The organism is Streptomyces sp. 1-11, assembly GCF_007176755.1.
Lineage (GTDB): Bacteria > Actinomycetota > Actinomycetes > Streptomycetales > Streptomycetaceae > Streptomyces.
The window spans coordinates 119,008-143,703 of the sequence record NZ_BJTV01000015.1 but is presented as its reverse complement, the minus strand read 5'-3'; the positions used below and the strand labels follow the sequence as shown (position 1 = coordinate 143,703).

General features: G+C 73.7%; 28 protein-coding genes. 15 read left to right on the top strand and 13 right to left on the bottom strand.

Going from position 1 to position 24,696, the window contains the following annotated elements:
- Positions 1-23 precede the first annotated feature (23 nt).
- On the bottom strand, positions 24-1,277 hold the full coding sequence (locus TNCT1_RS27865) for an aromatic acid exporter family protein (RefSeq protein ID WP_174266478.1): 1,254 nt from the start codon (positions 1,275-1,277) through the stop codon (positions 24-26).
- A gap of 93 nt (positions 1,278-1,370) precedes the next feature.
- A complete protein-coding gene (locus tag TNCT1_RS27860) occupies positions 1,371-1,865 on the bottom strand; it encodes an FBP domain-containing protein (protein ID WP_143637428.1) in 495 nt (164 codons plus the stop codon).
- A 252-nt stretch (positions 1,866-2,117) separates the two neighbouring features.
- Between TNCT1_RS27860 and TNCT1_RS27855 the strand changes: the two genes are divergently transcribed.
- Positions 2,118-3,407: an ROK family transcriptional regulator gene (locus tag TNCT1_RS27855; RefSeq protein WP_143637424.1), complete on the top strand. Its 1,290-nt coding sequence runs from the start codon at positions 2,118-2,120 to the stop codon at positions 3,405-3,407.
- 200 nt (positions 3,408-3,607) lie between these two features.
- On the opposite strand, the gene TNCT1_RS27850 is transcribed toward TNCT1_RS27855, so the two are convergent.
- The 4 genes from TNCT1_RS27850 to TNCT1_RS27835 all read right to left on the bottom strand — a co-directional run bounded on the left by TNCT1_RS27850 (position 3,608) and on the right by TNCT1_RS27835 (position 6,930).
- A complete protein-coding gene (locus TNCT1_RS27850) occupies positions 3,608-3,823 on the bottom strand; it encodes a hypothetical protein (protein ID WP_143637419.1) in 216 nt (71 codons plus the stop codon).
- A 32-nt stretch (positions 3,824-3,855) separates the two neighbouring features.
- A complete protein-coding gene (locus TNCT1_RS27845; protein ID WP_143637415.1) occupies positions 3,856-4,887 on the bottom strand; it encodes an SDR family oxidoreductase in 1,032 nt (343 codons plus the stop codon).
- A 292-nt stretch (positions 4,888-5,179) separates the two neighbouring features.
- Positions 5,180-5,851 carry an HAD family hydrolase gene (locus TNCT1_RS27840; RefSeq protein WP_143637412.1) on the bottom strand — a complete coding sequence of 224 codons (672 nt, stop codon included), beginning with the start codon at positions 5,849-5,851 and terminating at the stop codon, positions 5,180-5,182.
- 38 nt (positions 5,852-5,889) lie between these two features.
- Positions 5,890-6,930, bottom strand: a complete 1,041-nt coding sequence (locus TNCT1_RS27835; RefSeq protein WP_143637409.1) for a PHP domain-containing protein — start codon at positions 6,928-6,930, stop codon at positions 5,890-5,892.
- 158 nt (positions 6,931-7,088) lie between these two features.
- Here TNCT1_RS27835 and TNCT1_RS27830 point away from each other — a divergent pair, with 158 nt between their 5' ends.
- From TNCT1_RS27830 to TNCT1_RS27820, 3 genes are read left to right on the top strand one after another with little or no spacing between them, the layout of a single operon-like run.
- Complete coding sequence (locus TNCT1_RS27830; protein ID WP_143637406.1) at positions 7,089-7,895, top strand: SDR family oxidoreductase; 807 nt, start codon at positions 7,089-7,091, stop codon at positions 7,893-7,895.
- A gap of 16 nt (positions 7,896-7,911) precedes the next feature.
- On the top strand, positions 7,912-8,937 hold the full coding sequence (locus tag TNCT1_RS27825; RefSeq protein ID WP_143637403.1) for a DNA topoisomerase IB: 1,026 nt from the start codon (positions 7,912-7,914) through the stop codon (positions 8,935-8,937).
- A gap of 35 nt (positions 8,938-8,972) precedes the next feature.
- On the top strand, positions 8,973-9,224 hold the full coding sequence (locus tag TNCT1_RS27820) for a hypothetical protein (RefSeq protein ID WP_143637400.1): 252 nt from the start codon (positions 8,973-8,975) through the stop codon (positions 9,222-9,224).
- Between the two features lie 95 nt (positions 9,225-9,319).
- On the opposite strand, the gene TNCT1_RS27815 is transcribed toward TNCT1_RS27820, so the two are convergent.
- The gene (locus TNCT1_RS27815; protein ID WP_143637396.1) at positions 9,320-10,555 is read right to left on the bottom strand and encodes a glycoside hydrolase family 16 protein; all 1,236 of its coding nucleotides are present in this window, start codon (positions 10,553-10,555) and stop codon (positions 9,320-9,322) included.
- Between the two features lie 105 nt (positions 10,556-10,660).
- On the bottom strand, positions 10,661-11,248 hold the full coding sequence (locus TNCT1_RS27810; protein WP_143637393.1) for a VanZ family protein: 588 nt from the start codon (positions 11,246-11,248) through the stop codon (positions 10,661-10,663).
- A gap of 248 nt (positions 11,249-11,496) precedes the next feature.
- Here TNCT1_RS27810 and TNCT1_RS27805 point away from each other — a divergent pair, with 248 nt between their 5' ends.
- Genes TNCT1_RS27805 through TNCT1_RS27780 form a run of 6 tightly spaced genes read left to right on the top strand, consistent with a single transcriptional unit; the run spans position 11,497 to position 15,296 of the window.
- Positions 11,497-11,703 (top strand): hypothetical protein, encoded by a 207-nt coding sequence (locus tag TNCT1_RS27805; RefSeq protein WP_143637390.1) that lies wholly within the window; start codon positions 11,497-11,499, stop codon positions 11,701-11,703.
- Complete coding sequence (locus tag TNCT1_RS27800) at positions 11,700-12,152, top strand: MrpF/PhaF family protein (RefSeq protein WP_143637388.1); 453 nt, start codon at positions 11,700-11,702, stop codon at positions 12,150-12,152. Before TNCT1_RS27805 ends, TNCT1_RS27800 begins: the two co-directional genes overlap by 4 nt.
- Before the next feature lie 33 nt (positions 12,153-12,185).
- The gene (locus TNCT1_RS27795; RefSeq protein ID WP_143637386.1) at positions 12,186-12,446 is read left to right on the top strand and encodes a DUF4040 domain-containing protein; all 261 of its coding nucleotides are present in this window, start codon (positions 12,186-12,188) and stop codon (positions 12,444-12,446) included.
- Positions 12,443-13,183 (top strand): MnhB domain-containing protein, encoded by a 741-nt coding sequence (locus tag TNCT1_RS27790; RefSeq protein WP_143637383.1) that lies wholly within the window; start codon positions 12,443-12,445, stop codon positions 13,181-13,183. The genes TNCT1_RS27795 and TNCT1_RS27790 overlap by 4 nt, the downstream gene beginning before the upstream one ends.
- Positions 13,184-13,191: 8 nt before the next feature.
- Positions 13,192-13,539: a sodium:proton antiporter gene (locus tag TNCT1_RS27785; protein WP_143637601.1), complete on the top strand. Its 348-nt coding sequence runs from the start codon at positions 13,192-13,194 to the stop codon at positions 13,537-13,539.
- A complete protein-coding gene (locus tag TNCT1_RS27780; protein WP_143637379.1) occupies positions 13,539-15,296 on the top strand; it encodes a complex I subunit 5 family protein in 1,758 nt (585 codons plus the stop codon). Before TNCT1_RS27785 ends, TNCT1_RS27780 begins: the two co-directional genes overlap by 1 nt.
- 2 nt (positions 15,297-15,298) lie before the next feature.
- On the opposite strand, the gene TNCT1_RS27775 is transcribed toward TNCT1_RS27780, so the two are convergent.
- On the bottom strand, positions 15,299-15,961 hold the full coding sequence (locus TNCT1_RS27775; RefSeq protein ID WP_143637376.1) for a DUF4230 domain-containing protein: 663 nt from the start codon (positions 15,959-15,961) through the stop codon (positions 15,299-15,301).
- A 193-nt stretch (positions 15,962-16,154) separates the two neighbouring features.
- Between TNCT1_RS27775 and TNCT1_RS27770 the strand changes: the two genes are divergently transcribed.
- Complete coding sequence (locus TNCT1_RS27770) at positions 16,155-17,093, top strand: ribose-phosphate pyrophosphokinase (protein WP_143637373.1); 939 nt, start codon at positions 16,155-16,157, stop codon at positions 17,091-17,093.
- A gap of 18 nt (positions 17,094-17,111) precedes the next feature.
- On the opposite strand, the gene TNCT1_RS27765 is transcribed toward TNCT1_RS27770, so the two are convergent.
- On the bottom strand, positions 17,112-17,492 hold the full coding sequence (locus tag TNCT1_RS27765) for an anti-sigma factor antagonist (RefSeq protein WP_143637370.1): 381 nt from the start codon (positions 17,490-17,492) through the stop codon (positions 17,112-17,114).
- A 203-nt stretch (positions 17,493-17,695) separates the two neighbouring features.
- Complete coding sequence (locus tag TNCT1_RS27760; RefSeq protein ID WP_143637365.1) at positions 17,696-18,649, bottom strand: NADP-dependent oxidoreductase; 954 nt, start codon at positions 18,647-18,649, stop codon at positions 17,696-17,698.
- A 71-nt stretch (positions 18,650-18,720) separates the two neighbouring features.
- Here TNCT1_RS27760 and TNCT1_RS27755 point away from each other — a divergent pair, with 71 nt between their 5' ends.
- Together TNCT1_RS27755 and TNCT1_RS27750 are read left to right on the top strand one after the other, a co-directional pair.
- Positions 18,721-19,677: a GlxA family transcriptional regulator gene (locus tag TNCT1_RS27755; protein WP_143637362.1), complete on the top strand. Its 957-nt coding sequence runs from the start codon at positions 18,721-18,723 to the stop codon at positions 19,675-19,677.
- Between the two features lie 63 nt (positions 19,678-19,740).
- A complete protein-coding gene (locus TNCT1_RS27750; protein ID WP_143637359.1) occupies positions 19,741-20,586 on the top strand; it encodes a hypothetical protein in 846 nt (281 codons plus the stop codon).
- 135 nt (positions 20,587-20,721) lie between these two features.
- Here the strand turns inward: TNCT1_RS27750 and TNCT1_RS27745 are convergent, their stop codons facing one another.
- Positions 20,722-21,144 carry a DUF6223 family protein gene (locus TNCT1_RS27745; protein ID WP_143637355.1) on the bottom strand — a complete coding sequence of 141 codons (423 nt, stop codon included), beginning with the start codon at positions 21,142-21,144 and terminating at the stop codon, positions 20,722-20,724.
- 219 nt (positions 21,145-21,363) lie between these two features.
- On the opposite strand from TNCT1_RS27745, the gene TNCT1_RS27740 reads away from it, so the two are divergent.
- Both TNCT1_RS27740 and TNCT1_RS27735 read left to right on the top strand, forming a co-directional pair.
- Entirely contained in the window at positions 21,364-22,491 is a 1,128-nt protein-coding gene (locus tag TNCT1_RS27740; protein ID WP_143637352.1) for a sensor histidine kinase, read from the top strand.
- Entirely contained in the window at positions 22,488-23,150 is a 663-nt protein-coding gene (locus TNCT1_RS27735; protein ID WP_143637348.1) for a response regulator transcription factor, read from the top strand. Before TNCT1_RS27740 ends, TNCT1_RS27735 begins: the two co-directional genes overlap by 4 nt.
- Positions 23,151-23,292: 142 nt before the next feature.
- Here TNCT1_RS27735 and TNCT1_RS27730 read toward each other — a convergent pair whose 3' ends face one another.
- The gene (locus tag TNCT1_RS27730) at positions 23,293-24,687 is read right to left on the bottom strand and encodes a VCBS repeat-containing protein (RefSeq protein ID WP_235902935.1); all 1,395 of its coding nucleotides are present in this window, start codon (positions 24,685-24,687) and stop codon (positions 23,293-23,295) included.
- Between the last annotated feature and the right edge of the window lie 9 nt (positions 24,688-24,696).

Here is a 24,696-nt window from a genome sequence, read left to right as displayed (position 1 = left end):
TGCCGGCCCCGCCGCGGCACCTCTCACGGAGAACGTTCGCCGAACCCGGTACGGTTCCGCCAGAGGTCCTCCTGCACTCCGAGGCGCTCGCGCAGCCTGCTCATCCGGGGCAGCCTGGCCCGCTGCTCCCGGGACACCCGGTCCAGCTCCTCCAGCAGGCGGCGGGTGCGGTGCTCGGTGTCCAGCTCGGCGATGATCCGGTCCACCTCGGTCAGCACGGCGCCCATGAGCTGCCAGTTCTCCCAGTCCTTGCCGATCTCCTCCTGGAGCAGCTCGGCGAGCCGGTCGCGGGTGCCGGCCGCGGTGTGCAGCTCGGCGGCCAGACGCGCCTCCGCCGACTCGGCGTTCTCGCTGAGATGGGTGGTCACCAGTACCGCGAAGCTGACGATGGCGTCGCCGATCTCGGAGAGCAGCTGCTCCACCGTGGCGCCGATCTGCTTCGGGAACAGCTCATCGGAGCCGCGGGCCTTGGCCAGGTCGGTGAAGGAGCGGGCCAGCACCCGCAGCACCACCGTGCAGATCTCCAGCGTGTCAAGGCCGGTGCGCAGCACCACCCGGTGCAGCAGGCCCTCCCGGACGCGCGGGTTGAGCCGCAGGCTGTCCTCGGCCTGCCGCAGCGAGGCGTCCACCTGGGCGATGTGCTGGTCCAGGCGGCGGGCCTCGTGCAGCCGTTCGGCGGCCAGCTCCCATGTGACGTGGCCGGCCGCCTCCTCGCCCATCCGCAGCATGAGCTGCCGCACCCGCCGGGACAGGTCCGCGATCGACGCGCCGGCCTTGTCCACCCACACCGGGGGAGGCAGCAGCAGGTTGCAGGCCATCCCCACGACCGCGCCGATCAGGGTCTCCACGATCCGGGCCCAGGCGGTGAAGCCCACGGTGGTGACGCCGAGCACCAGCATGGCGCTGATCGCCACCTCGGCGACGTACTCGTCCACCCGTACCAGGTGTCCGACGCCCAGCGAGGCCACGATCAGCAGCGCCAGGCTCCACCAGGTCAGCCCCACCAGCAGGCTGAACGCGATGGCGACCAGCACCCCGGCGACCACCGAGTTCACCCGGCGGATGCCGTTGGTGAGGGTGGCGTAGAAGGTGACCTGGACGACCAGCAGGGCGGTCAGGGGGGAGGTCAGGGGGGCCGGTTCCGGACTCAGGCGCAGCGCCACCACGTAGGCGATCGTCGCCGCGGCCGCGGACCGCAGCGTCTGGACGACCACCGGCTCCCGGTAGCGCATCACCAGTCGCTTCAGTGCCGCTGTCCACTCTCGTACGTCTTGCATCCCTTGGCCTGTTCCCGCTCCCCGGCCAGGCCGAACGTCCTCGATCGCCGAGGCGTCCATCCGTGACGGCCGACCGCCCGCCCGGGCCGGGCGTCAGGCCCGGATCTTGTCCAGGAAGGCGTTCAGATTGCCCGTCGTGCGGGCGATCTGCTCCTCCAGGCTCAGGCTCTCCTCGAACCTGCCCCCGGACTGCGGCGCCTTCTTCCCGCGCACGTACAGCGAGCAGGCCAGGTCGGTGCACATGTACACGCCGACCGAGTTGCCCTCGCGGCCCGCCGGGCCCGCCTTGCGCGCCGTCATCAGCGAGACCCCGCCGCCCGGATGCGTCGTGAGGCACACCGAACACAGGCTGCGGTGCAGGAACCCGCGCCGGGAGGCCGGAAAGCGCAGTGCCACGCCGACGGGTCCGTCCTCCCGTTCGGCGACCAGATAGCTCCGGTCCGGCGCCCCCGGATCCCGCCAGCCGAGGAAGTCCAGATCGTCCCAGGGCCGTTCCCCGAGGTCGCGCGGTACGGCCAGCCGTTTCGCCTCGCCCTTGGAGCAGTTGATGAAGGAGCTGCGGATGTCCTGCTCGGTGAGCGGTCGCATGACTGGGGTCCTTCCGGGTTCCGTGTGCCGTCGCGCGAACCTAGACCCTCTAGGCTCACGGCTAGCCTACGTAGCCGGAGGAGGGCCGGGCCACCGGATTTCCGTAGGCTGAGGCGGCGGCGGGCGGTGAGCAGGGGGCCCGAGGTCTCGCGCCGGTTAGCTCAGTACATGAAATAAGGGTTGTCGGAAAGTCGCGTTCCGTCCGGTGCGGAGGGTATGTTGCAGGTCGGGACAGGTTTCGGAAGGAGCCACATGGCGGGGCGGAACGGGCGTACGGTACGGGACCTCAGGCGGGGGAACCGCACGGCCGTGCTGCAGCGGCTCTACTTCGACGGTCCGCTCAGCCGCTTCGAGCTGGGCCCGGCGACGGGGCTGAGTTCCGGCTCCGTCAGCAACGTCGTCGCGGACCTGGTCGCCGACGGGCTGGTGGAGGAGGCCGGCAGCGTCGACTCCGACGGCGGCCGCCCCCGCACGCTGCTGCGCGTCGCCCCGCACAGCGGCCAGATGATCGGCGTCGACGTCGGCGAGACCAGGGTCAGGGTCGAGCTGTTCGACCTGGCGCTCACCGAACTCGCCCGCACCGAGCGCCCGCTGACCCAGGACGGCTACGACGTCGACGTGATCGTCGGCCACATCCGCGACGGCATCGCCGAGGTGCTCGCCGCGCCGCAGGCCGTGCCCGAGCGGCTGCTCGGCGTCGGCGTGGGCGTCCCCGGCATCGTGGAGCACACCGCCGACCGGGGCGCCGTCGTGCACGGGCAGACCATCGGCTGGGACGCGGTGCCGCTGGAGGAGCTGCTCCGCTCGACCTCCCGGCTCCCGGACGCCGTCCGCTACTTCATAGACAACGGCGCCAAGACCCTGGGCCAGGCCGAGATGTGGTTCGGCGCCGGGCGGGGCGCCCGCAACGCGGTGGTCGTGCTCTTCGGCTCCGGCGTCGGCGCCTGCCTGGTCACTCCCGAGGTGGAGCACGGGCGGGCCGTCGAGTGGGGCCATCTGACGGTCCGTGTGCGCGGGCGGCGCTGCCGGTGCGGTGCGCCGGGCTGCCTGGAGGCCTACGCGGGCGCGGAGTCGCTGCTGGCCCGCTGGCGCGAGGAGGGCGGACGGCCGCCCGAGGGCGCCGACGAGGAGACCGCGCTCACCGCGATGCTCGCAGCGGCCTATCCGCTGGACACCGCCGACCCGGACCCGGTGGCGCTGGCGGTCCTGGAGGAGACGGCCGAGTACCTCGGCGCCGGTCTGTCCGACCTGATCAACCTCTTCCAGCCGGAGCGCATCCTCATCGGCGGCTGGGCCGGACTGCAGCTCGGCACCCGGTTCCTGCCCGCCGTGCGCCGCCACGCCACGACGTACGCCCTGCGCCACCCGGCGGACAAGGTCACCATCGAACTCGGCCGGCTCGGCCCCGACGCGGTCACCGTCGGCGCCGCCATCCTGCCGCTCGCCGACTTCTTCGCCCGCGGCGGCCGCCGCACCGAACCGGTCCCGGAGGACCGCCACCCGGCCTGGCGGGCCGCACTGGAGGAGCGGGCGCCGCGCTAGGGCCCGACAACGCACGCGACGAGGTGCGGTGCCGGGCGCCGCGCCGCGGGCCCGGCGGAAATGGTCAGAGGGGCCCTGGAGCCCGTACGGCGCTTGCCGCCCCGGTCCTCGGAAAGGGCGGGGCGGCAAGCGCTGTGAACAGGCGACGGCCCCCTACGGGCCGTGCGGAAGGCCGACGCCACGGGCCGTCGACCCGGCGGTCACCCGGAGGGCTCGTCCGGCTCCGGCCGCTCGTCCGTCCCGATGCCCTCGTCCGTCCGGGTCCCCCCGTCCGGCCCCGTCTTCTTCTCACCGGCCGGTTCCGCGGCCACATCCAGCGGGTCGGTGCCGGGACGGGCCTGCTGGTCGGGCGGGTCGCGGGGGACCGGGTGCTCATCGCGGCCGGGCTCCGGCTCGGGCTCGGGCCGTACGGTCATGGCTTCCTCTCCTCTCCTCACACCGACGCGCCTCAGCCGACCTTCCGGCCGCGCATCGGTTCCGTCTCCATACCGCCGCCCCGCTGCAGTCCGTCCAGGAACTCGCGCAGGACCTCCTCGGCCGTGTATCGGGGGCGCCAGCCCAGCTCGGTGCGGGCCCGGGTGCAGTCCATCAGCGGCAGCCGCAGGACCGCGTCGAACAGGTGCGGGGAGGCCGGAACCAGGCGCAGTCCCCAGGCCGCGGCGAGCGCCGACCGGGCGGCGGCGCGCGGCAGCCGCACCGCGCGGGTGCCGACCATCTCGCCCAGCATCGAGGCGTCCACCGGAGGGTCGGCGGCGAGGTTGTAGGCGCCCCGCGCGGTCTCCGAGTGCACCGCGAGCCGGTAGGCCTCGGCGGCGTCGTCGGTGTGCAGCACCTGCATCCGCAGCCCCGGCACGTCGGGCAGGAACGGCAGCATCTCGGGCCGGGCCAGCGGCCCGGGCAGGAAACGCCCGCCGAAGATGCGCCGCTGCTCACTGGCCGACTCCCACTTGAACAGGAAGCCCGGCCGCATCCGGACCACCCGGACCTCGGGGTGGTCGCGCTCGAAGATGTCCAGGGTGCGCTCCAGGTACGCCTTCTCCCGGCAGTACGCGGCGTCCGGCCAGCCGTGCGTCGGCCAGGACTCGTCCACCGCCTGGTCCCTGGGGCCCGGCGAGTACGCGCCCACCGAGGACGCGTGCACCAGCACCGGCACCCGGGCCGCGGCGACCGCCTCGAACACGCGGTCGCTGCCCAGCACGTTGGTCCGCCAGGTGGTCGCCGGATCGTGCGTCGGCTGGAACGCCCAGGCCAGATGGATCACGGCGTCGGCGCCCTCGAACCGCTCGGCCAGGTTGGCCGTCCCGGACGCCAGGTCCACCGCCGACCACTCCGTCTTCGGCGGGGACCACGCCGGTGTCCGCCGTGCGATCCCCCGGATCGACTTGATCCCCGGATCCTCGGACAGGACGCGCACCACGCTGGTGCCGACATTGCCGGTGGCGCCCGTCACCACCACCCTGCTGCCCACTGCGCTCGTCACCTTCGGCTCCTTCCGCGGAGGCTTCGGCGGACCCGTCGGGTACCCGGCGGCCCGACCGGCACACGGCGGCGGAACGAGAAAGCCCCGGCCGTGACGGGGGAGACACGGCCGGGGCGGCTTGTGGTGGGCGCGGATGGCGGTCGCCTCTCGGCGAAAGGCTCCACAGGGCTTCAGCCGAACGATCGTCCCTGTGGGCAAAAGGTGAGGCCCGGGGACACTGTCCCATCCGCACCCACGGCTGGTTCAACGGGCAACCAACCTTGGGTGTTCCCGGGCGCCGTCGTGACCCGCGTCACTCCCGCGGCGTCTCGGCCAGCGGGCTGCCGGCCAGCCGGCCGAGCAGGTCCGCCGGATCGTCGTACACCGCCCCGGCCCCCGCCTCCTCCAGGTCGGCCCGCGGGATCCCGCCGCACAGCAGTCCCACGCAGCGCACCCCGGCCTTGGCGCCGGCCCGCATGTCCCACACGGTGTCCCCGACGAACACCGCCCGGGACGCGGGCACGCCGGCCAGCTCCAGCGCGAGCTCCACCGGCTCCGGAGCTGGTTTGCCCCGTGCCACGTCGTCGGCGCTGGCGGTGCCCACGATGGCCTCGTCCGCGTCGATCGCCCGGCGCAGCGCGCCCAGCTCGGCGCCGCTCGCGGAGGTGGCCAGCACCACCCGCCAGCCGTCCGAGTGCAGCCGCCGCAGCAGCTCCCCGGCCTTCGGCAGGGCGGGCAGCCGGTCGAAGTACTGGCCGTACAGGGCCTTGTGCGCCGCGCTCAGCTCGGCGTCCTGCTCCTCGTCCCGGCCGTCGCCGAGCAGGTGCGCGATCAGATCCGTGGAGCCGAGGCCCACGGCCCGGTGCACGGCGTGCATGGGCACGTCGTGCCCGGCCTGCCGGAACGCCTCCCACCAGGTCACGACATGCAGATGATTGGTGTCGACGAGGGTTCCGTCGACGTCGAACACGGCGGCGCGATCCATCCAGGGGTCCTTTCTCTCTCACCCCTGCGGGTACCACGTCAGGAACCCGCCACGCGCGCCGGTACGCGGCCCTCACGCGTCCAGGCCAGCAGCTCGTCGGCCGGCCAGGTGTTCACCACCCGCCCGGCCGGCACCCCGCACTCCTCGGCGCGGGCGCAGCCGAGGATCTGCCAGTCGAGCTGTCCGGGCGCGTGCGCGTCGGTGTCGACCGCGAACAGCGTCCCGGCGGCCACCGCCCGGCGCAGCAGCCGCCGGGGCGGGTCGAGCCGCTCGGGCCTGCTGTTGATCTCCACGGCGGTGCCGGACTCGGCGCAGGCCGCGAACACCGCGTCCGCGTCGAACTCCGACTCGGGCCGGCCGCGCCCGGTGACCAGGCGTCCGGTGCAGTGGCCGAGCACGTCCGCGTGCGGATCGCGGACCGCCGCCACCATCCGGCGGGTCATCGACCGGGCGTCCATCCGCAGCTTGGAGTGCACCGACACCACCACGACGTCCAGCTGTTCGAGCAGTCCGGGCTCCTGGTCCAGCGAGCCGTCCTCGAGGATGTCGCACTCGATCCCGGTGAGCAGCCGGAACGGCGCCCACCGCGCGTTGAGTTCCGCCACCACCGCGAGCTGCTCGCGCAGCCGCTCGGGCGACAGCCCCCGGGCCACGGTCAGCCGGGGGGAGTGGTCGGTCAGCACGGTCCACTCATGGCCCAGCCGGGCCGCCGTCAGACCCATCTCCTCGATCGGGCTGCCGCCGTCCGACCAGTCGGAGTGCGTGTGGCAGTCCCCGCGCAGCAGCGCCCGCAGCTCCGTCCCGGGTCCGCCCGTGTCCGGGGCGCCGGCCTCTTCCTCCAGGCTGCGCAGATAACCGGGCACCTCACCGGCCAGCGCCTCGCGCGCCACCTGCGCGGTCTTCGGGCCGACCCCCTTCAGCGCCTCGAGGGTCCCGCCCGCCGCCCGCTCGGCGACCTCCTCGTCGGGCAGCGCGGCCAGCACGCGGGCGGCGGTCCGGAAGGCCTTGACCCGGTACGTGGGAGCCAGCGACCGCTCCAGCAGGAAGGCGATCCGGTCCAGCGCCGCCACGGGGTCCATACGCGCACCTCCAGCTCGGTGAAGCCCTTACAGGGTTCCCCGCACGGGCCCGCGGCGCACGTCACCGGCCGCGCCGGCCCCCTCGGCCCGGCGTTTGCCGCCCGGGCCCCCGGGTACTGCGAAGTCCCGTCGACGTGCCCGCCCGGAGGAGAGCCCCCATGACCGCTTCCGCCGAGACCCGCAAGGTGGCCGTGATCACGGGCTCCGACTCCGGCATCGGCCGCGCCACCGCCGTACGCCTGGCCGAGGCGGGACTGGACGTCGGCATCACCTGGCACACCGACGAGAGCGGCGCGCAGGAGACGGCGCGGGAGGTCCGCGCCAAGGGCCGCCGGGCGGCCGTGGCCCGCCTCGACCTCACTGAACTGCCCGGGGCCGCGGACACCGTGGACGACCTGTGCGCCGAACTCGGCCGCGTCGACGTCCTGGTCAACAACGCCGGTACGGGCACCATGACGCCCTTCCTCGACCTCGGCCTGGAGGACGTGCGCCGAGTGCTCGACGTGGACCTCGTCGGGCCGTTCCTGTGCGGGCAGAAGGCGGCCCGGCACATGATCGCGCAGGGCGGCGGCGGCCGGATCGTCAACGTCACCTCCGTCCACGAGCACCAGCCCCGGGTGGGCGCGGCGCCGTACTGCGCGGCCAAGGGCGGGCTCGGGCTGCTCACCCAGGTGATGGCGCTGGAACTGGCCGAGCACGGCATCACGGTGAACGCGGTGGCGCCCGGCGAGATCGCCACCCCGATGACCGGTCAGGAGGACACCGACGTGCACACCGAGCGCCGTCCCGGCGTGCCCCTCGGACGGCCCGGTGACGCCCGCGAGGTCGCCGCCGTGATCGCCTTCCTGGCGAGCCCCGACGCCTCCTACGTCACCGGCGCCTCCTGGAGCGTCGACGGCGGCATGCTGCGCATGGGCCCGCAGGCCGGCTCCCACCTGACCGGCGACGACTGGCGACGGCCCTGAGGGTCCTGAGGCCGCGGTGAGACTCCGTACCAGCTCCAGCGACCGGCCGGGCTTCACCCGAGTCCGCTGCGGCCGCGGCTTCCGCTACCGCGACGAGAAGGGCGCGGCCCTGACCGACCCCGCCCAGCTCGACCGGATCCGGGCCCTCACCGTTCCGCCGGCCTGGCGGGACGTGTGGATCTGCCCGTGGCCCGACGGCCACCTCCAGGCCGTCGGAACCGACGCCGCCGGACGCCGCCAGTACCTCTACCACGAGCAGTTCCGGGCCGAGCAGGACAAGGCCAAGCACGAGCACGTCCGCGATGTCGCCCGGGCCCTGCCCGAGCTGCGCGCCCAGGTCTCCGCCGACCTCGCCGGACGCGGACTGAGCCGGCCCCGGGTCACCGCCTGCGCCGTCCGCCTGCTCGACCTCGGCTTCTTCCGCATCGGCAGCGACCGGCACACCCGCACCAGCGAGACCTACGGCCTGACGACCATGCTCCGCGAGCACGTGAGCTGCGGCCGCGGCGAGATCGCCTTCAGCTTCCCGGCCAAGGGCGGCACCGAGACGGTCCGCGCCCTCGTCGACGACCAGGCGCACGCCGTCGCCCGCGCCCTGCTGCGCCGCCCGCGCGGCGGCGACCGCTTCCTCGCCTTCCACGACCGCGGCGCCTGGCACGACCTGCACAGCGACGACCTGAACGAGGCGCTGCGGAGGCTGTCCGGCACCGATGTGACCGCGAAGGACTTCCGGACCTGGCACGCCACCGTGCTCGCCGCCGTCGCGGTGGCCGTCACCGCGGGCAGCGCCCGTGCCAGCGAGGCCGCCCGGCGCCGGCAGACGGCCCGCGCGGTCCGGGAGGCCAGCCACTACCTGGGCAACACGCCCGCGGTGTGCCGCTCCTCCTACATCGACCCCAGAGTCTTCGAGCTGTTCGAACAGGGCGTGACGATCGCCCCGGCGCTCAGCCGGCTGGGGGAACACGGGGACTTCGGGCGCCCCGCCACCCAGGGAGCCGTCGAGGCGGCGGTCCTCGGCCTCCTGGACGGCGCACGCGGATGAGCCACCGGCCCGCGAGGCGTTCTAGGCTTAATTGCATGACCGAACAAGGAGTTCCGCACATCGCCCGCCCACGGATCCTGGTGCTCGGTGTGTGCCCGGGCCGGCACGGCGAGCCGCCGTTCCGGATCATGGAGATCGACGGTGAGGTCATCGGTGAGGCCAGGACCATCACCGACGTACTGGAGGCCGCCGCATCCCACGGGCTGCCCATCCACGATCTGGACGACCCGGACTCCATCCGCTGGGTGGGCGGCGACAAGTACACCTGGACGCTCCACCACCGGTAGCGGCGCCCCGCCTCGGGTGACCTTGCCGGCCGGCCCGCCCGAGCGGGGCCGTCGCGGGACGAGGTCCGCCCGCCACGGCCCCCGTCAGGCCTGGCTCAGCCCACCGTCCACTTCTGGTTGGCGGCGCCCGTGCACGTCCAGATCTGCAGCCGGGTGCCGTTGGCCGAGTTGTTCCCGGTCACGTCCAGGCACTTGTTCGCCTGGGGGTTGACGATGTCGCGGGCCGCCGGGAGGGCCCACTTCTGGGCGGGGCTGCCGTTGCAGTCCCAGAGCTGGACGGGCGTGCCGTCGGCGGTGCCGCCGCTGGTGACGTCCAGGCACTTGCCGAGCGCCCGGAGCGTCCCGTCCGAGCCCACCGTCCACTGCTGGGCCGCCGTGCCGTTGCAGTCGTACAACTGCACCGGGGTGCCGTTGGCGGAGTTCGCCGCGGCCACGTCCACGCACTTGCCCGCCAGACCGCGGATCGGGACACCGGCCGCGCTGTCGCTCGTCGTCACCGACACCGAGTCGACCACCAGTTGGCCCGGGAACGGGGTGGAGCCGTCCGGGTCGCCCGGCCAGTAGCCGCCCACCGCGAGGTTCAGGATCAGGAAGAAGGGCTTGTTGAACACCCAGGTCTTCCCGCCCAGGTCGGCGGGCGTGCGGCGCTGGTAGACATTGCCGTCCACCGACCAGGTGATCGAGTCGGGCGCCCAGTCGACGGCGAAGGTGTGGAACGCGTCCGCGAAGGCCTGGCCGCCGGGCAGGGTGTAGCCGGCGCCTATGCCGCCGGAGCCGGAGTATCCGGGGCCGTGGATCGTGCCGTGCACGGTCGAGGGCTCGAAGCCGACGTTCTCCATCACGTCGATCTCGCCGGAGTCCGGCCAGTTCACGGGCGTGCCGAGCATCCAGAACGCGGGCCACATGCCCTGTCCGCGCGGGATCTTCATCCGGGCCTCGACGTGCCCGTACTGCGCGTTGAACTTGCCCGAGGTGTTCAGCCGCGCGGAGGTGTACTGGCAACTGCCGTACCAGCACTGGTAGCCCGCCGGGTTCTCCTTGCGGGCCGTGATCACCAGGTGCCCCTGGCCGTCCAGCGCCGCGTTCTTCGTACCCGAGGTGTAGTACTGCCGCTCATGGTTGTTGACGTTGTCCCCGGTCTCCAGCGTCCACTTGGAGGAGTCGACGCCGGAGCCCGCGGGCCCGTCGAAGTTGTCGGAGAAGGTGGAGACGGCCGCAGCGGCCGCCGGGGCCGCGCCCTGGGCGCGGGCGGGGCCGACGGCTGCCGAGCCGACCAGCGCGGCGGACAGGGCGGCGAACAGACATCTGCGGAGCAGGCGTGGGGAGGGCATGACTCTCCGTTCGGTGTGGGGGTGGAGACACAGGAGATGCCCTCTTGATTCAAGGTGTGAGATAAGGGCTGGGTCAAGACCCAGGTCCGGACCAGTACCCGGAGATCACTCGGTTTCCGCCGGCTTCACCCGCCGGTGCACCGAACGCCCGAGCCGCCGGCCGAGCAGCAGCCAACCGAGCAGCGCGCCCGTGGTGTTGAGGATGACATCGTCGATGTCGAAGGCCCGCCCGGTGACCAGCGCGCCCTGGCACAGCTCCACCACCAGCATCACCAGGGCCGTCAGGACCAGCACCTGGACCACGCCCCGGGCGCGCGGCGCCAGGACCGGTACGAGCACGCCGAAGGGCACGCCGAGGAGCACGTTGCCGCCTATCTGCTTCAGCGTGTCCCGCCACGGCGCGTACTCCCAGTAGGCCGTCAATGACCGCCCCGGGTGCAGATTGCTGTGCGTCAGCGACACCGACGCGGGGGAGGGCTCCAGCGTGATCCGGGCCAGCACGATGGCGAACGCCACCATGAACGCGAAGGCCACCAGCATCGCCAGCAGCCGCCAGGGCAGCGCGACCGCGTGCGGCGGGGCCGCCGGGCGGGCCGGCCCGGCGGCCGCATCCGCGGGCCGGGCAGGCCCGGTCCGCTCCCGCTTCTTCGGCGTACGCAGCACGGCAGGCAGACGCAGCGCGGTCCGGGCCATCAAGTCACTCCCCTGGAATAGTCAACGTCCCCGTTTCACAGCGCGGTTACCCCTGAACCGGCGCGGAATGCCGTCGCCCGGACGGCGGCCGGCGCACGTCGGCGGTTTCCGTTCACGCCTCCGGGGCACTCCGGCCCCGGATCCGCGTGCCGCCCGCTCCGCGGGGCCCGGCGGTGCTTGGATGCCCCGAGCGGCGTATCACCATGAAACGCCGCACAAGCCCTGCCGAGCGGACCGAGGAGGCGGCCATGACCGGGCGCACGTCCCCGCGCACCACCACCCGCACCGCCCTGCTCGCCCTCGGTGAACTGCTGGCCTGGTGGGCCGCCCTCGCCCTGCTGTGGCTGGTGTTCATCACCTCGGTCGACACCCTGGAGCGGATCGTCGGCGCGAGTGCCGCCGCGGCGGGCGCGCTGCTGGCCCGGGCCGGGCGGCGGGCGGTGACCTGGCGGTGAACGGCTGGATCCTGGCGGCGACCGTCGTGATGGCCGGGGGAGGGGCGGCCGTCGTGTGGGGAGTGAGCTCCGGCCCGCTGACCCGCCGGGTCGTGGCGCAGAACCTGACCACCTCCGTGGCCTGCCCGGCCCTGCTGCTGCTCGCCCAGGGCTACCAGCGCCCCGCCTACGTCGACCTCGCCCTGCTGATGGCGCTGCTGGGCCCGGTCGGCACCCTGGTCTTCGCCCGCCTGCTCGCCGGGGAACTCGCGGGCGGCCGGGCGAGCGCGTGGGGGCTGACCTGGGCCGCCGCCGCACTGGGCGCGGTGGTCGTGGTGGCCGTGTGCGTGGCCGCCGGGCCGAGCCGGGCCATGGTGAAACTGCTGGTGACCGGCGCGCTGCTGATCGGCGGCAACCTCATCGCCTCGCGGGCGCTGTCGGGCGGGTTCGAGGGGGTGCGCGGTGACTGACACGGTGCCGGGCGGCCGGGCGGGAGGCGTGGCATGGCCGAAGCGGTGATCGTCGTGGCGCTGCTCCTGGTGGCCGCCGCCGCCACCGCGGCGGTCGCGGCACGCGAGCCGGCCCGGCAGGCGCTGGTGCTGTCCGTGCTCGGTGTCTCGCTGGCCCTGCTGTTCACCGTGCTGCAGGCCCCGGACGTCGGCCTGTCCCAATTGGCCGTGGGTTCCGTGCTCACCCCGCTGCTGATCATGCTGTCGGTGCGCCGGGTCCGCCGGCGGGGCCGGACCCGGGACGAGGCCCGGTGAGCCGCCGGGCGCGGCTGTGGCTGCTCGCCGTCGGCGGGGCCGGGCTGGCCGCCCTGCTCGTGGCCGCCGCCCTCGACCTGCCCTCCTTCGGCGGCCGGAGCCACCCCTACGGTGACCGGGCCGTGCGGGCCGCGCTCGCCCGGCACACCGCCAACGCCGTCGCCTCCGTCAACTTCGACCAGCGGGCCTACGACACGCTCGGCGAGATGAGCATCCTGTTCGTCGCCGTCCTCGGCTGCGCGGTGCTCCTGCGGCAGGCCCGCGACGAGCACCGCGCGCGGCCGGAGCCCGCCGAGGTCGCCCGGCCCGTCCGCCGCTACGCGCTGATCGTGCTGCCCGTCGCCCTGGTCACCGGGATCTACGTGGTCGCCCACGGCCAGCTCAGCCCCGGCGGCGGCTTCCAGGGCGGGGTCGTCGCCGCGAGCGCGCTGCACCTGATGTACCTCGGCGCCGACTACCGCGCCCTGGAGCGGGTCCGCCCCATCGGCCTGTTCGAGGCCTCCGACGCCCTCGCCGTCTGCGCCTACCTGGTGCTGGGTCTCGCCGGGGTCCTCGCGGGCACCGCCTTCCTGGCCAACACGCTGCTGCCGTACGGCACGTTCAACACGCTGGCTTCCGGCGGCATCGTCCCGCTGCTGAACGCGGTCATCGGGGTGGAGGTGGCCAGCGCGGTGGTGGTGCTGCTCGCCGGCTTCCTGGACCAGGCCGTCGAGATCGAGGAGGAACAGCGGAGTTGAGCACCGTGATGCACGTGCTGCCCTACCTGGTCGCCGCCTACGTCTTCCTGACCGGCTGCTACGGCCTCGCCACCAGCCGCAACCTGATCCACGCGGTCGGCTGCCTGGCGGTGTGCCAGTCGGCCACGTACGTGCTGCTGCTGGCGGTGGGCTATCGGGACGGGGCCACCGCGCCCGTCTTCTCCGACCTGAAGCCGGGCTCGCGGCCGGTCGTCGACCCGGTCGTCCAGGCCCTCACCCTCACCGACGTCGTCGTCGGCGCCACCGTCACGGCCGTGCTGCTCGCCCTCGTCCTGCAGGTCGCCAAGCGGCACGGCACCGTCGACCCCGACGAACTCAGAGAGCTGCGCGGCTGATGCACCATCTGCTCCCGCTGCTGGCCGCGGTGCCGCTGCTCGGCGCCGCGCTGCTCGTGGCCCTGGGCCGCTTCCTGCCTCGGCCCGCCGCCGAGATCACCGGCCTCGCGGTCTCCGGCTGCACGGCCGCGCTCGCCCTGGTCCTGCTGCTGAACTCCTCGCCGCCGCTGGTCGAGTGGGTCGGCGGATGGCGGCCCACCGGCGCCGGGGCCGTCGGGATCGTGCTGCTGGGCGACGGGCCGGCGCTCGGCATGGCCGCGCTCGCCTCGCTGCTCACCCTGGCGGCGCTGGCGTACTCCTGGCGGTACTTCGACGAGCCGCCGAGCGGCCACGCCGGTTCCTTCCCGGCGCTGATGCTGGTCTTCCAGGGCGCGATGTGCGGCTTCGCGATCGCCGGCGACCTGTTCAACGCCTTCGTGTTCTTCGAGCTGATGAGCGTGGCCGCGTACGCGCTGACCGGCTACCGGATCGACGAGGCGAAGGCGGTGCAGGGCGCGCTGACCTTCGGGGTGGTCAACTCCCTGGGGGCGTACGCCCTGCTGATGGGCATCGGCCTGCTGTACGCCCGCACCGGCGAGCTGTCCATGACGAGGATCGGCCGGGGTCTCGACGCCCACGGCCCGCCGGACGCCCTGGTCCTCGCCTCCTTCGTGCTGGTGCTGACCGGGCTGCTGGTGAAGGCGGCCGCCGTGCCGTTCCACTTCTGGCTCCCGGACGCGCACGCGGTCGCGCCGACCCCGGTGTGCATGCTGCTCTCCGGCGTCATGGTCGAGCTCGGCTCGTACGGCGTCTGGCGGGTGTACGGCACCGTGTTCGCCGGACCCGGCGGCGTCCCCGCCGCCGGACTGACCCGCGCCCTGGTCACGCTCGGCACGCTCACCGCCGTGACCGGCTCCCTGATGTGCTGGTACCAGCGGCACATCAAACGGCTGCTGGCCTACTCCACGGTCGCGCACACCGGCCTGTTCCTGGTCGGCCTCGGCGTGCTCAGCCCCGAGGGCGACGACGGGATCGCGCTGTACATCCTCGGCCACGCCGGTGTGAAGGCCGCGCTGTTCGCCTGCGCCGGCGCCCTGCTCGACCGGTACGGCAGCGTCGACGAGCACGCCCTGCACGGCAGGGCACGGGAACTGCGCGCCTTCGCGGTGATGTCCGGGATCGGGGGACTCGCGCTCGCCGGTCTTCCGCCGTTCGGCACGGCGCTCGGCAAGGCCATCGCCGAGGAGGCGGTGGGGGGCCCGCTGACCGTGGTGTTCCTGGGCGCGTCGGCGGTCACCGGCGGCGCCGTGCTGCGGGTCACGGGACGGGTGTTCCTCGGCCTCGGACCGCGCCCGCGGGACGCGGAGTACGAGACCAGCGGCTCGGACGAGCAGCCGGAGACCGGCGGCATCCTGCGCCGCGTCCCGGACAGCATGACGACCGTGCCCGCCGTGCTGCTCGCCGCCGCGTTCGCCGCCGGAGTGGCCCCGGGCTTCGGCGAACTGGTCGCCCGGTCCGTCAACGAGGCCGGCTCGGGCGGCGCCCGCGCGTCCGCGCACTGGACGCTCGCCGGCGTCCTGCTGGGCCTGCTCTCGGCACTGCTCGCCGTGGCCCTCGCCGCCCTCACCGTGGCACGGCCGGGCCGGGCGGACGCCCCCGGCCCGGTCCTGCCGCTGCGCCGGCTGCAGTCGGGCCACGTCGGCGACTACGTGGCCTGGCTGCTGGTGGGCGTCACCGCGCTCGGGGCGCTGGCCCTGCCGGGGGTGCTGGGCGGCTGAGGTCAGGCGCCGTAGGACACGTGCACCTCCTCGAACCCGAGGGAGCGCAGCAGCCCCTGCAGCATGTTGGTGGTGTTGGACTCGGCCCGCCGGGTCAGCCCGCTGCTCTTCGCGGCGTCGCCGATGTGCCGTACGGCGAGCTTCTGCACCGCCTGCTCGCCGTTGGGGTTGTCGGAGAACAGGTCGCCGAGCCGGTCGAGCAGACCGCGCTGCTTGGACACCGCGTAGGAGTGGTCCGGGTCCAGGGCCGGCTTGCCGAGCCGCGCGTGCGGCAGCCGGATCGTGGCCGTCGTACGGTCGGCGTCGACCGAGACGTCCTTCTCGCCGACCCCGCCGAGGTCCACATAGGCGTCCACGGTGCCCGCGCCGACGTACAGGGTGCGGGTGCCGCGGATCGCGTCGGGCAGGAACTTCGCGTCCTTCTCCAGGTCCACGACCACCTGGAAGTTGCCCGAGGCCGCGTCGTAACGGCTCATGTCCTGGATGGACTTCAGGAGCGCGGGGCCACTGCGGTCGTGCGTCTCGGTGCCGAACAGGTCCTTGATGCCCGGGAGTACGGCCAGCCGGATGCCAGCGAACAGCACCACGAGCACCAGCACGAACGCGGTCACCGCCTTGGCCCAGCCGGGCATGCGCCGGGGCAGGCGCCTGACGTCAGTCGTCATGGCGACCCTCCTTCCTGCAGACACTGATGCCCACCGATCGCGGTGCCAGACCGCGCGGCGAGCCGAGGGTGCCCGGCACCGCGCGGGACACCGCCGTCCGGGGGAGCGCGGACCCGGGCAGCGCCGCCGGGCCGGGCGCGTGCCGCCAGTAGCATGACGGCGCAGCCCGTGCGGATCATGCGAGGAGCGGATCGTGCGAGACATCGCCGTCTTCAGTGGCAGTGCCCACCCCCGACTGGCCGAGGAGGTCTGCGCCCACCTGGGTGTGCCGCTCAGCCCGACCCGGGTCAGCCGGTTCGCCAACGACTGCCTGGAGGTGCAGCTCCAGGCCAACTGCCGGGAACGGGACGTCTTCCTGATCCAGCCGCTGGTCAGGCCGGTGCAGGAGCACCTGGTGGAGCTGCTGCTGATGTGCGACGCCGCCCGGGGCGCCTCCGCCGCCCGCATCACCGTCGTCATGCCGCACTACTCCTACGCCCGCTCCGACAAGAAGGACGCGCCCCGCATCTCCCTCGGCGGGCGGCTGGTCGCCGACCTGCTGGTGGCCGCGGGCGCGAGCCGGGTGCTCACCATGACCCTGCACGCTCCCCAGGTGCACGGATTCTTCTCGGTGCCGGTGGACCACCTGCACGCCCTGCGCGAACTGGCCGCGCACTTCCGGCGGTACGACCTGACGCGCACCACGGTCGTCTCCCCGGACCTCGGCAACGCCAAGGAGGCCGCCGCCTTCGCCCGGCTGATCGGCGCCCAGGTGGCGGCGGGCGCCAAGCAGCGGTTCGCGGACGACCGGGTGAGCATCAGCGCCGTCATCGGCGAGGTCAGCGGCCGGGACGTCATCGTCCTGGACGACGAGATCGCGGGAGGCAGCACCGTGCTGGAACTCCTGGAGCGGCTGCGCGAGATGGGACCGCGTTCGATCCGGGTGGCGTGCACGCACGGGCTGTTCGCGGCCGGAGCGCTGGGCCGGCTGAGCGAGCAGCCGGACGTGCTGGAGATCGTGTGCACCAACACCGTGCCGGTCCCGGCGGACGAGCACACCGACAAGCTCCGGGTGCTGTCGATCGGGCCGGCCTTCGCCGAGGCCGTGCGCCGCATCCACAACGGTGAATCCGTCAGCGCCCTGTTCGAGTAGGCGCCCGGCGGCCGGCGTTCACAGGGAGCCGGAGGCGGCCCCGGACTGCTTCAGGGCCGCCTCCAGCGTCGGCTGCGGCGGCAGCAGCCGGGACAGGCCGGTGACCCGCAGCACTCTCAGGGTCAGCGGATGGGTGCACACCAGGTCGAGGCGTCCGCCCCGCTCCAGCACCCGGCCGCGCGCCCGGTGCAGCAGGCGCAGCCCGGAGCAGTCGAAGAAGTCCACGCCGCGCAGGTCGATCACGATCCGGGCGCCGGGCCGGCCGGTCGCCCGGTCCAGCGCGGGCGCGATCTCGGCCGCCGCCGCGATGTCGATCTCACCGAGGAACTCCAGCACGGTGTGACCGCGCTCCTCACGCACGCGCAGATGCCGGGTGCGCGGTGCGGGACCCTGCCGCACGACGGCACCACCTCCCACCCGGGCCCGGAAAAGTTCGTCGCTCGACCGTCAAGTTACCCTCGATAGAAGGAATTTGAGCATGTTCGATTGACATATGTCTCCGGGTTTCTCGCGTGTCGCCCTGTGGCGTGGGTGACAACGCGGCGGCTGCGCGCAGGCACGGGCCGGCCACGGCGCGGCCCGTGCTCGCCCTCCTGCCCAGGTCAGTCCACCAGCAGCACCAGCTTGCCCGTCGTCCGGCCGGTGTCGCCCAGCTCGTGCGCCTTGGCGGCCTCGGCCAGCGGGAAGGTCCCCGCGACGGTGGCGCGCAGCCTGCCCGACTCGACCAGTTCCGCCACCGCGTTCATCCCGGACCGGTCGGCGTCCACCAGCATCCGCACCGCCCGCACCCCGAGCCGCTCGGCCTCCTCGTAGAACTCCGGCGAGCCGACCGGCAGGATCGACACCACGACGCCGCCGGGCCGCAGCACCCGCAGCGACCGCACGGAGGTGTCCCCGCCGAGGGTGTCCAGGACGACGTCGATGTCCCGCACCGCCTCGGCGAAGTCGGTGGACCGGTAGTCGACCGCCTCGTCGACGCCGATCTCCCGCAGGAAGCCGTGCTTCCCGGCACTCGCGGTGCCGATCACGTACGCGCCGCGCGCCTTGGCGATCTGCACGGCCACGTGCCCCACCCCGCCGGCCGCCGCGTGGACCAGCACCCGCTGGCCGGGCCGCACGTCGGCGTGCTCGGTCAGGGCCTGCCAGGCGGTCAGCGACACCAGCGGCAGCGCGCCCGCCTGCACGTGGTCGATCGAGGCCGGCTTGTGCGTCAGGGCGCGGGCCGGGACGGTGACGTACTCGGCGTGCGAGCCGTGGCCGAACGGGTAGGGCAGCATGCCGAAGACCTCGTCGCCGGGCCGGAAGGCGGCGACCCCGATCCCCGTCTCCGCCACCTCCCCGGAGACGTCCCAGCCGAGGACGAACGGCGGCTCGCCCAGGAACCCGCCGGTCGCCCGGTGCTTCCAGTCGGTCGGGTTCACCCCGGCGGCCCGCACCCGGACCAGTACCTCGTTCGGCCGCGGCGCGGGCCGCTCCAGCCGTACTTCCCTCAGCACCTCGGGACCGCCGAGGACGTCCTGGCCGATGGCCCGCATCGTGTTGTTCACATCGCTCATGGTCACCCAGCCTGCCGGGCCGCGCCCGGCCGGGAAATGGCACGATGGCCAACCTCCGATAGGATCGTGCCATGCGTGCGACAGCCGGCCCGGAACGCGTGGCGGTCCTGGCCCTCGACGGTGTCTACCCCTTCGAGCTGGGCATCCCCAGCCGGATCCTCGGCGCTGCGGGCGGCCGGTACGAGGTGATGACCTGCAGCGTCGACGGCCGGCCGGTGCGCAGCAGCGCGGACTTCACCATCGGCGTGGAGCACGGCCCCGAACTGCTGGAGACGGCGGACACCGTGGTCGTCACCTCCGTGCCCCCCGCGTACCTCCCCACCGAGCTGCCGGAGGCCGTCGCCGCCGCCCTCGCCCGGATCCGCCCCGACGCCCGGATCGTGTCCATATGCACCGCCGCCTTCGTGCTGGCCGAGGCGGGGTTCCTCGACGGCCGCAGGGCCACCACCCACTGGCACGTGGCCGACCTGTTCCGCCGCAGGTACCCGCGGGTCGAGCTGGACCCGGATGTGCTGTTCGTCGAGGACGGCCGCATCCTGACCTCGGCCGGGGCCGCCGCCGGCGTCGACATCTGCCTGCACCTCGTGCGCAGCGACCACGGCAGCGCCCTGGCCAACTTCGTCGCCCGCTGCTGCGTCGTCCCCCCGTTCCGGGAGGGCGGCCAGGCGCAGTACATCGAGCAGCCGGTCCCCGAGGACGGCTCCTCCGGCACGGCCGGGACCCGCGCCTGGGCTCTGGAGCGGCTGGCCGAGCCGCTGACCCTGGCCGACCTCGCCCAGCACGCCCGGATGAGCCTGCGCACCTTCGCCCGCCGGTTCAACGACGAGGTCGGAATCAGCCCCGGCCGGTGGCTCATCCAGCAGCGCGTGGTCCGCGCCCGGCACCTGCTGGAGTCCAGCGACCTGCCGGTGGACCGGGTCGCCGCCGAGGTCGGCTTCGCCACCGGCGCCTCGCTGCGCCAGCACCTGCACGCCTCGATCGGCGTCTCCCCGCAGGCCTACCGGCGGACCTTCCAGAAGGCCCGCTGAACGTTCGGCGCCCTTCCCCCGTCCACGTACCGGCGGACGACGGCCAGGAGAAGGGGTTTGGGCATGCGCGTGGGACTCGTGGCGGTGGCGGTGCTGGCGGCAGTGACGGCGGTGGGGTGCGACGACGGGACCGGAGTACGGGTGGTGGTCCGCGGCACGCCCCCGGCCACCCCCTACGCCGGGCCGCTGCACGTGCCCACCCGCGACGCCGACGGTTCCGGCCCGCGCGCGCTGCGGGAGGCGTCCGGGGCGGCCGGGCGGGCGCTGGAGTGCGACGGGGAGATCTACGCCGGCGGCGGCCCCGACGGCTGGAGCAGGGCCGACGGCGGTGACACGCCCGAGGACGGGCTGAAGCTCTACTTCGAGCTGTTCGAACCCGGGCTGCCCGGCCACGGCTACCGCGCGGAGCGCGCGGAGGCCGGCCGGGTGCTGTACTCCTTCGACGTCCACGGGCGCACCAAGGTGGCCGTGGTGGTGGCCAAGGACCAGCCCGGCCGCCCGGGCTGGGGCCCGGAGACCAACGCCTCCTGCGATCCCGCCGAACTCCCCGCCCGCTACACGGAGGCGGCGGGGGTGGAGGTGTGGACGGACCGCGACGGCGGGCGCGTACCCGTGCGCAAGCTCAGCGGCCGGCCCGGACCGGAGCACTGCGACTGGCAGTCGGCCCGCTTCCTCGACCTGGACGGCCGCACCTACGCCCGCGACCCCGAGGGCGTGCTCGCCCGCGACGGCCTCCTCCGGGCGCCGTACCGCGAGCACGCGTCGCTGCCGGAGACGGCCCGTGACACCGGGTACCACTACCGCGGACTGCGGCTGTGGCTGACGCCCGCCCGGGACACCGCCTACATCCGCACCGCCACCGGCACGGAGGCCTGGCCGCGGACGAAGAGCCGAATCGCCTGCAAGTGACGCTTCAGCGGCCGCGGTTCGCGCTCGGTCACCGCCGGGGAGCGGTGCGGGGCCGCAGGCCGGGGGAGGCCGCCCATCCCCGCATCCGATGGCACCTGATCGGCCGTCAGGCAGGCGTGCGTGGATCCGCTGCCGTCAGCCGGTGCGGCGGGAGCGGGCCAGAGCCAGCCGTCCGCAGACCGCGGCGATCAGCCCCAGCACCAGTGCCGCGGCGCCGCCGACCACTCCGTTGCCCGTGCCGGGACCACCGTCGGCGACGGCCAGGTTCAGCGCGCCGACGACCATGCCGGCCAGCCCCGCCACCAGGGCCGCGACGGCCATGGTCCGTCTGTTGCCGGTGCGGACGCGGCCGGAGGAGTGGGCCAGCGCCAGCCGGCCGATGACCACGCCGGCCAGCGCCACGAGCGCTGCCGTGGTGCCCACGAGCCGCCCGGTGGTCAGACTGTAGGAATCGACGGCGGCCGACTCGGCCGAGGCGTGCGCGGCCGCCGGTGCGGCAAGCGCGATGCCTCCGAGCACGGCGGCCGAGACGGCGGCGAGCAGGCGACGAACAGACATGCGAGGCGCTCCTTCTCTTACTGCGACTGGTGTCGTCCGAGCATCTCCGCCTGCCCCACGCCCGGTCGTCCGGCGTACGCGGACACTTCACCCTGCCGCCGATGCGGCATCCGGCTACCACGGACGCCGCAGGAGGCGCGAAGGTACCGCGCGGGCGGTAGCCGGCCGCTCCTTCGCGAGGGTGACCCGCCCGGGGTGGCGGCCAGCTAGGGTGCGCGCATGAGCGCAGGTGAGCACGGTGTCCGGACCTGGGTCGGAGACTGGGTCCTTGCTGTCGGCGTGACGGCGGCGCTGCTGGTCACCGGGCTGTCCGGACAGCGTTCCGCCACGGACCTCGCCTTGCCCGGGTACGCCCTGCTGACGGTCGGCGGGTTGGCGCTGGTGGCACGCCGCCGGGTTCCCATCGCCGTCCTGGCCGTCACCGGCTTGTGCGCGGTCGGGTACCAGGCAGACGGATTCGACGTACCCGCCGTCGCGTACCTCTTCGCGGTGTACGCGGCCGTACGGGAAGGACACCGCACCGTCACGGTGGCGGCGAGCGTGGTCATGCTGGCCCTGCTCCCGCTCGCGGCCCTGGCCTCGGGCCTGCACGACACCGGCGAGGCGTTCGCGCGGGCCCGGGGCGCCCTCGAACTCGCCTGGCTGATCGCGGCCGGCGCCGCGGGGGAGGCGCTGCGGCAGGCCGAGCGGCGGGCGGACGAGGCCGAGCGCACCCGGGAGGAGACCGCGCGGCGCCGCGCCGACGAGGAACGGCTCCGTATCGCCCGGGAACTGCACGACTCGCTCACCCACCAGATCTCGGTCATCAAGGTGCAGGCGGAGGTCGCCGTGCACGTGGCCCGCAGGCGCAGCGAGGAGGTTCCGCCCTCCCTGCTGGCGATCCAGGAGGCCGGGCGCGAGGCGAGCCGGGAGCTGCGCGCGACGCTGGAGGCGTTGCGCGACGACGACACGGCTCCACCGCGCGGGCTCGACGACGTTCCGGAACTGGTGGAGAGGGCCCGTACGTTGGGCCTGAACGCGACGCTGACGATCGAGGGCCAGCGACACGGCATGCCGGCAGCGGTGGACCGAACCGTCTACCGGATCGTTCAGGAGTCGCTCACCAACGTGGCCCGGCACGCGAACGCGGCCACGGCGTCGGTCCGGATCGACTGCCGTCCGGACGCCCTGGCGATACGCGTCGACGACGACGGGAGGGCGACTCCGGCCGCCGACCCGGTGCCCGGCCTCGGGCTGCTCGGTATGCGCGAACGCGTCACGGCCCTCGGTGGCCGGCTGCGCGCCGGACCCCGCGGCGGGGGCGGCTTCACCGTCCAGGCCGAACTCCCCGTGGACCGGACGTCGTGATCCGTGTCCTGCTGGTGGACGACCAGCCGCTCATTCGCAGCGGATTCCGCGCCCTTCTCGACCTCGAGGACGACATCGAGGTGGTGGCCGAGGCCGCCGACGGCAGCGAGGGCCTGCGGCTCGCCAGGAAGCACCTGCCCGACGTAGCGCTCGTCGACATCAGGATGCCGGTCGTCGACGGCATCGAGGCGACCCGGCGCATCGCCGCGGACGCGGCCCTGGCCGGTGTGCACGTCGTCATCCTGACCAACTACGGCCTGGATGAGTACGTCTTCGACGCGCTGCGCGCCGGAGCCGCCGGTTTCCTCGTCAAGGACGTCGTGCCGGAGGACTTCCTGCACGCCGTACGCGTCGCCGCTCGTGGCGACGCCCTGCTGGCACCCTCGATCACCCGCAGACTGATCAGCCGGTACGTCGCCCAGCCGGCCCGCACCGGTGTCGGCACCGGGCTGGAAGAGCTGACAAGCCGCGAACGCGAGGCCGTCGTCCTGGTCGCGCGGGGTCTGTCCAACGACGAGATCGCTGACCGCATGGTGATCAGCCCCCTGACCGCGAAGACCCACATCAACCGAGCCATGTCCAAGCTCCATGCCCGCGACCGGGCACAACTCGTGATCCTGGCCTACGAGTCCGGCCTGGTGACCCCACGCACCTCTTGACCCCGGCCCCGCCCACCGGGAGCCGTCGCGGCAGGCCGCTCGGTGGGCAGCCGGGATCCGCTGCACCGGGCCGGACCCGGCCGTCTCGGGTAGGGCCGTGCGCGGGGCCGTCAACGCCGCTGACGGCCCCGCGCACGTGCTCTCACCGCGGGAAGGTCGGCCAGACGCCCACCTTCGTCACCGCCGTGGTGGTGATGCCCGTGGAGCCGCCTCGCAGGAGGAGGCTGGTCTGCTCGTAGTCGTTGTCGCCGATCACGAGGTCGGCGTCGCCGTCCCGGTCGGTGTCGCGCAGGCGGAGGAAAAGGCCGAACCGCTCCCACTGGGTCGGGCTGCCGGGGACGCCGGCGGTGGCGCGGGTGAACCACTGCGAACCCGCGCCGGTCAGCCCCGCCCTGCCGCCGCGCAGGATGTGCACGCCGCCCGCCGAGGCGACCGTGCCGACCTTCTCCTGCACCGAGCTGACCGCGAGGTCGGGGTAGCCGTCGCGGTTGGTGTCGCCGGCGGAGAGGGTGACGCCGAAGCCGTCGTTCTTCGTGGCGGCCGTGGCGACGCCCGAAGTGGACTGCGTCAGCCGGTACTTGGTCGTGGGCCCGGACGTGCCGCCGCGGACGACGACGACCGAGCCGGCGCCGTTGTTGTAGTGGGTGTCGCCGACGGCCAGGTCGCCGTAGCCGTTCTTGTCGAAGTCGGCGATGACACCCGTGGGGCTGTAGTCGGGGCTGGAGTTGTCGATCGGGGTGACCTTGGCAGCGGGCTTGACGGTGCTGCCGCCGCGCAGGAACCAGGCGTCCAGGGTCATCCTGTCGTTGCGGTAGCCCTGCCCGAGGACGTACAGGTCGGTTGCCTTGTCGTGGGTGACCTTCCCGGCGACGAGCCCGGAGGGTTCCAGGATGTCGGGGGAACTGGGCGGCAGGTGGTGCTTGGTGACGGTGCCGGTCGTCCCGGTCTTGGAGAAGCCGCCCCGGAAGACGTACGCGGTGTCGAGGGAGTCGATCACCGCCAGGTCGGGCCTGCCGTCGCCGTTGAAGTCGCCGGTCTCGACACCCTTGCCGAAGCCCCGGTACTTGACGGCGGCGACGGGAAGCCGGGTGGCCTTCGTGCCGAGGCCGGACGGCGCGCCCCACATGATGGTGACCGCACCCGAGTCGATCTTGTCGCTCACCTTCTCGGTGAAGTCGGCCACCGCGAGGTCGGCGTAGCCGTCCGCGTTGAGGTCGGCGGCGGCGAGGTCCTCACCGAACGCGTCCGCGTAGCCGCCGGCGTCCCCGGCGGTCCCGGGCACGCCCGCGCTGCTCTGGGTGAACGTCCTGGTCACCGTGCCGGGACCGGTGGCGGTCCCGTAGGTCACGGTGAAGGAGCCGCCGAAGGAGGCCTGGGCGTAGTCCCGGTAGCCGTCGCCGTTGAAGTCGTCGGCGTACTTCGCGGCCGCGGCCGCGGCGGGGCCCGAGAGGGCGAGCAACCCTCCGCCGGTGAGGGACACCGCGGTGGCGGTCGCGAGGGCGAGCCGCAGCGGGCGGGGCATCCTGGGCGTGAACATGCGTCTCCT

What these genes read in the sequence shown, in the direction of transcription:
- TNCT1_RS27760 (WP_143637365.1), bottom strand. Translation starts at nt 18,649, where the DNA reads ATGAGCGATGTGAACAACACGATGCGGGCCATCGGCCAGGACGTCCTC.
- TNCT1_RS27855 (WP_143637424.1), top strand. Translation starts at nt 2,118, where the DNA reads ATGGCGGGGCGGAACGGGCGTACGGTACGGGACCTCAGGCGGGGGAAC.
- TNCT1_RS27740 (WP_143637352.1), top strand. Translation starts at nt 21,364, where the DNA reads ATGAGCGCAGGTGAGCACGGTGTCCGGACCTGGGTCGGAGACTGGGTC.
- TNCT1_RS27810 (WP_143637393.1), bottom strand. Translation starts at nt 11,248, where the DNA reads ATGGCCCGGACCGCGCTGCGTCTGCCTGCCGTGCTGCGTACGCCGAAG.
- TNCT1_RS27780 (WP_143637379.1), top strand. Translation starts at nt 13,539, where the DNA reads ATGCACCATCTGCTCCCGCTGCTGGCCGCGGTGCCGCTGCTCGGCGCC.
- TNCT1_RS27750 (WP_143637359.1), top strand. Translation starts at nt 19,741, where the DNA reads ATGCGCGTGGGACTCGTGGCGGTGGCGGTGCTGGCGGCAGTGACGGCG.
- TNCT1_RS27785 (WP_143637601.1), top strand. Translation starts at nt 13,192, where the DNA reads ATGCACGTGCTGCCCTACCTGGTCGCCGCCTACGTCTTCCTGACCGGC.
- TNCT1_RS27820 (WP_143637400.1), top strand. Translation starts at nt 8,973, where the DNA reads ATGACCGAACAAGGAGTTCCGCACATCGCCCGCCCACGGATCCTGGTG.
- TNCT1_RS27795 (WP_143637386.1), top strand. Translation starts at nt 12,186, where the DNA reads ATGGCCGAAGCGGTGATCGTCGTGGCGCTGCTCCTGGTGGCCGCCGCC.
- TNCT1_RS27755 (WP_143637362.1), top strand. Translation starts at nt 18,721, where the DNA reads ATGCGTGCGACAGCCGGCCCGGAACGCGTGGCGGTCCTGGCCCTCGAC.
- TNCT1_RS27745 (WP_143637355.1), bottom strand. Translation starts at nt 21,144, where the DNA reads ATGTCTGTTCGTCGCCTGCTCGCCGCCGTCTCGGCCGCCGTGCTCGGA.
- TNCT1_RS27865 (WP_174266478.1), bottom strand. Translation starts at nt 1,277, where the DNA reads ATGCAAGACGTACGAGAGTGGACAGCGGCACTGAAGCGACTGGTGATG.
- TNCT1_RS27830 (WP_143637406.1), top strand. Translation starts at nt 7,089, where the DNA reads ATGACCGCTTCCGCCGAGACCCGCAAGGTGGCCGTGATCACGGGCTCC.
- TNCT1_RS27860 (WP_143637428.1), bottom strand. Translation starts at nt 1,865, where the DNA reads ATGCGACCGCTCACCGAGCAGGACATCCGCAGCTCCTTCATCAACTGC.
- TNCT1_RS27850 (WP_143637419.1), bottom strand. Translation starts at nt 3,823, where the DNA reads ATGACCGTACGGCCCGAGCCCGAGCCGGAGCCCGGCCGCGATGAGCAC.
- TNCT1_RS27815 (WP_143637396.1), bottom strand. Translation starts at nt 10,555, where the DNA reads ATGCCCTCCCCACGCCTGCTCCGCAGATGTCTGTTCGCCGCCCTGTCC.
- TNCT1_RS27840 (WP_143637412.1), bottom strand. Translation starts at nt 5,851, where the DNA reads ATGGATCGCGCCGCCGTGTTCGACGTCGACGGAACCCTCGTCGACACC.
- TNCT1_RS27775 (WP_143637376.1), bottom strand. Translation starts at nt 15,961, where the DNA reads ATGACGACTGACGTCAGGCGCCTGCCCCGGCGCATGCCCGGCTGGGCC.
- TNCT1_RS27730 (WP_235902935.1), bottom strand. Translation starts at nt 24,687, where the DNA reads ATGTTCACGCCCAGGATGCCCCGCCCGCTGCGGCTCGCCCTCGCGACC.
- TNCT1_RS27805 (WP_143637390.1), top strand. Translation starts at nt 11,497, where the DNA reads ATGACCGGGCGCACGTCCCCGCGCACCACCACCCGCACCGCCCTGCTC.
- TNCT1_RS27835 (WP_143637409.1), bottom strand. Translation starts at nt 6,930, where the DNA reads ATGGACCCCGTGGCGGCGCTGGACCGGATCGCCTTCCTGCTGGAGCGG.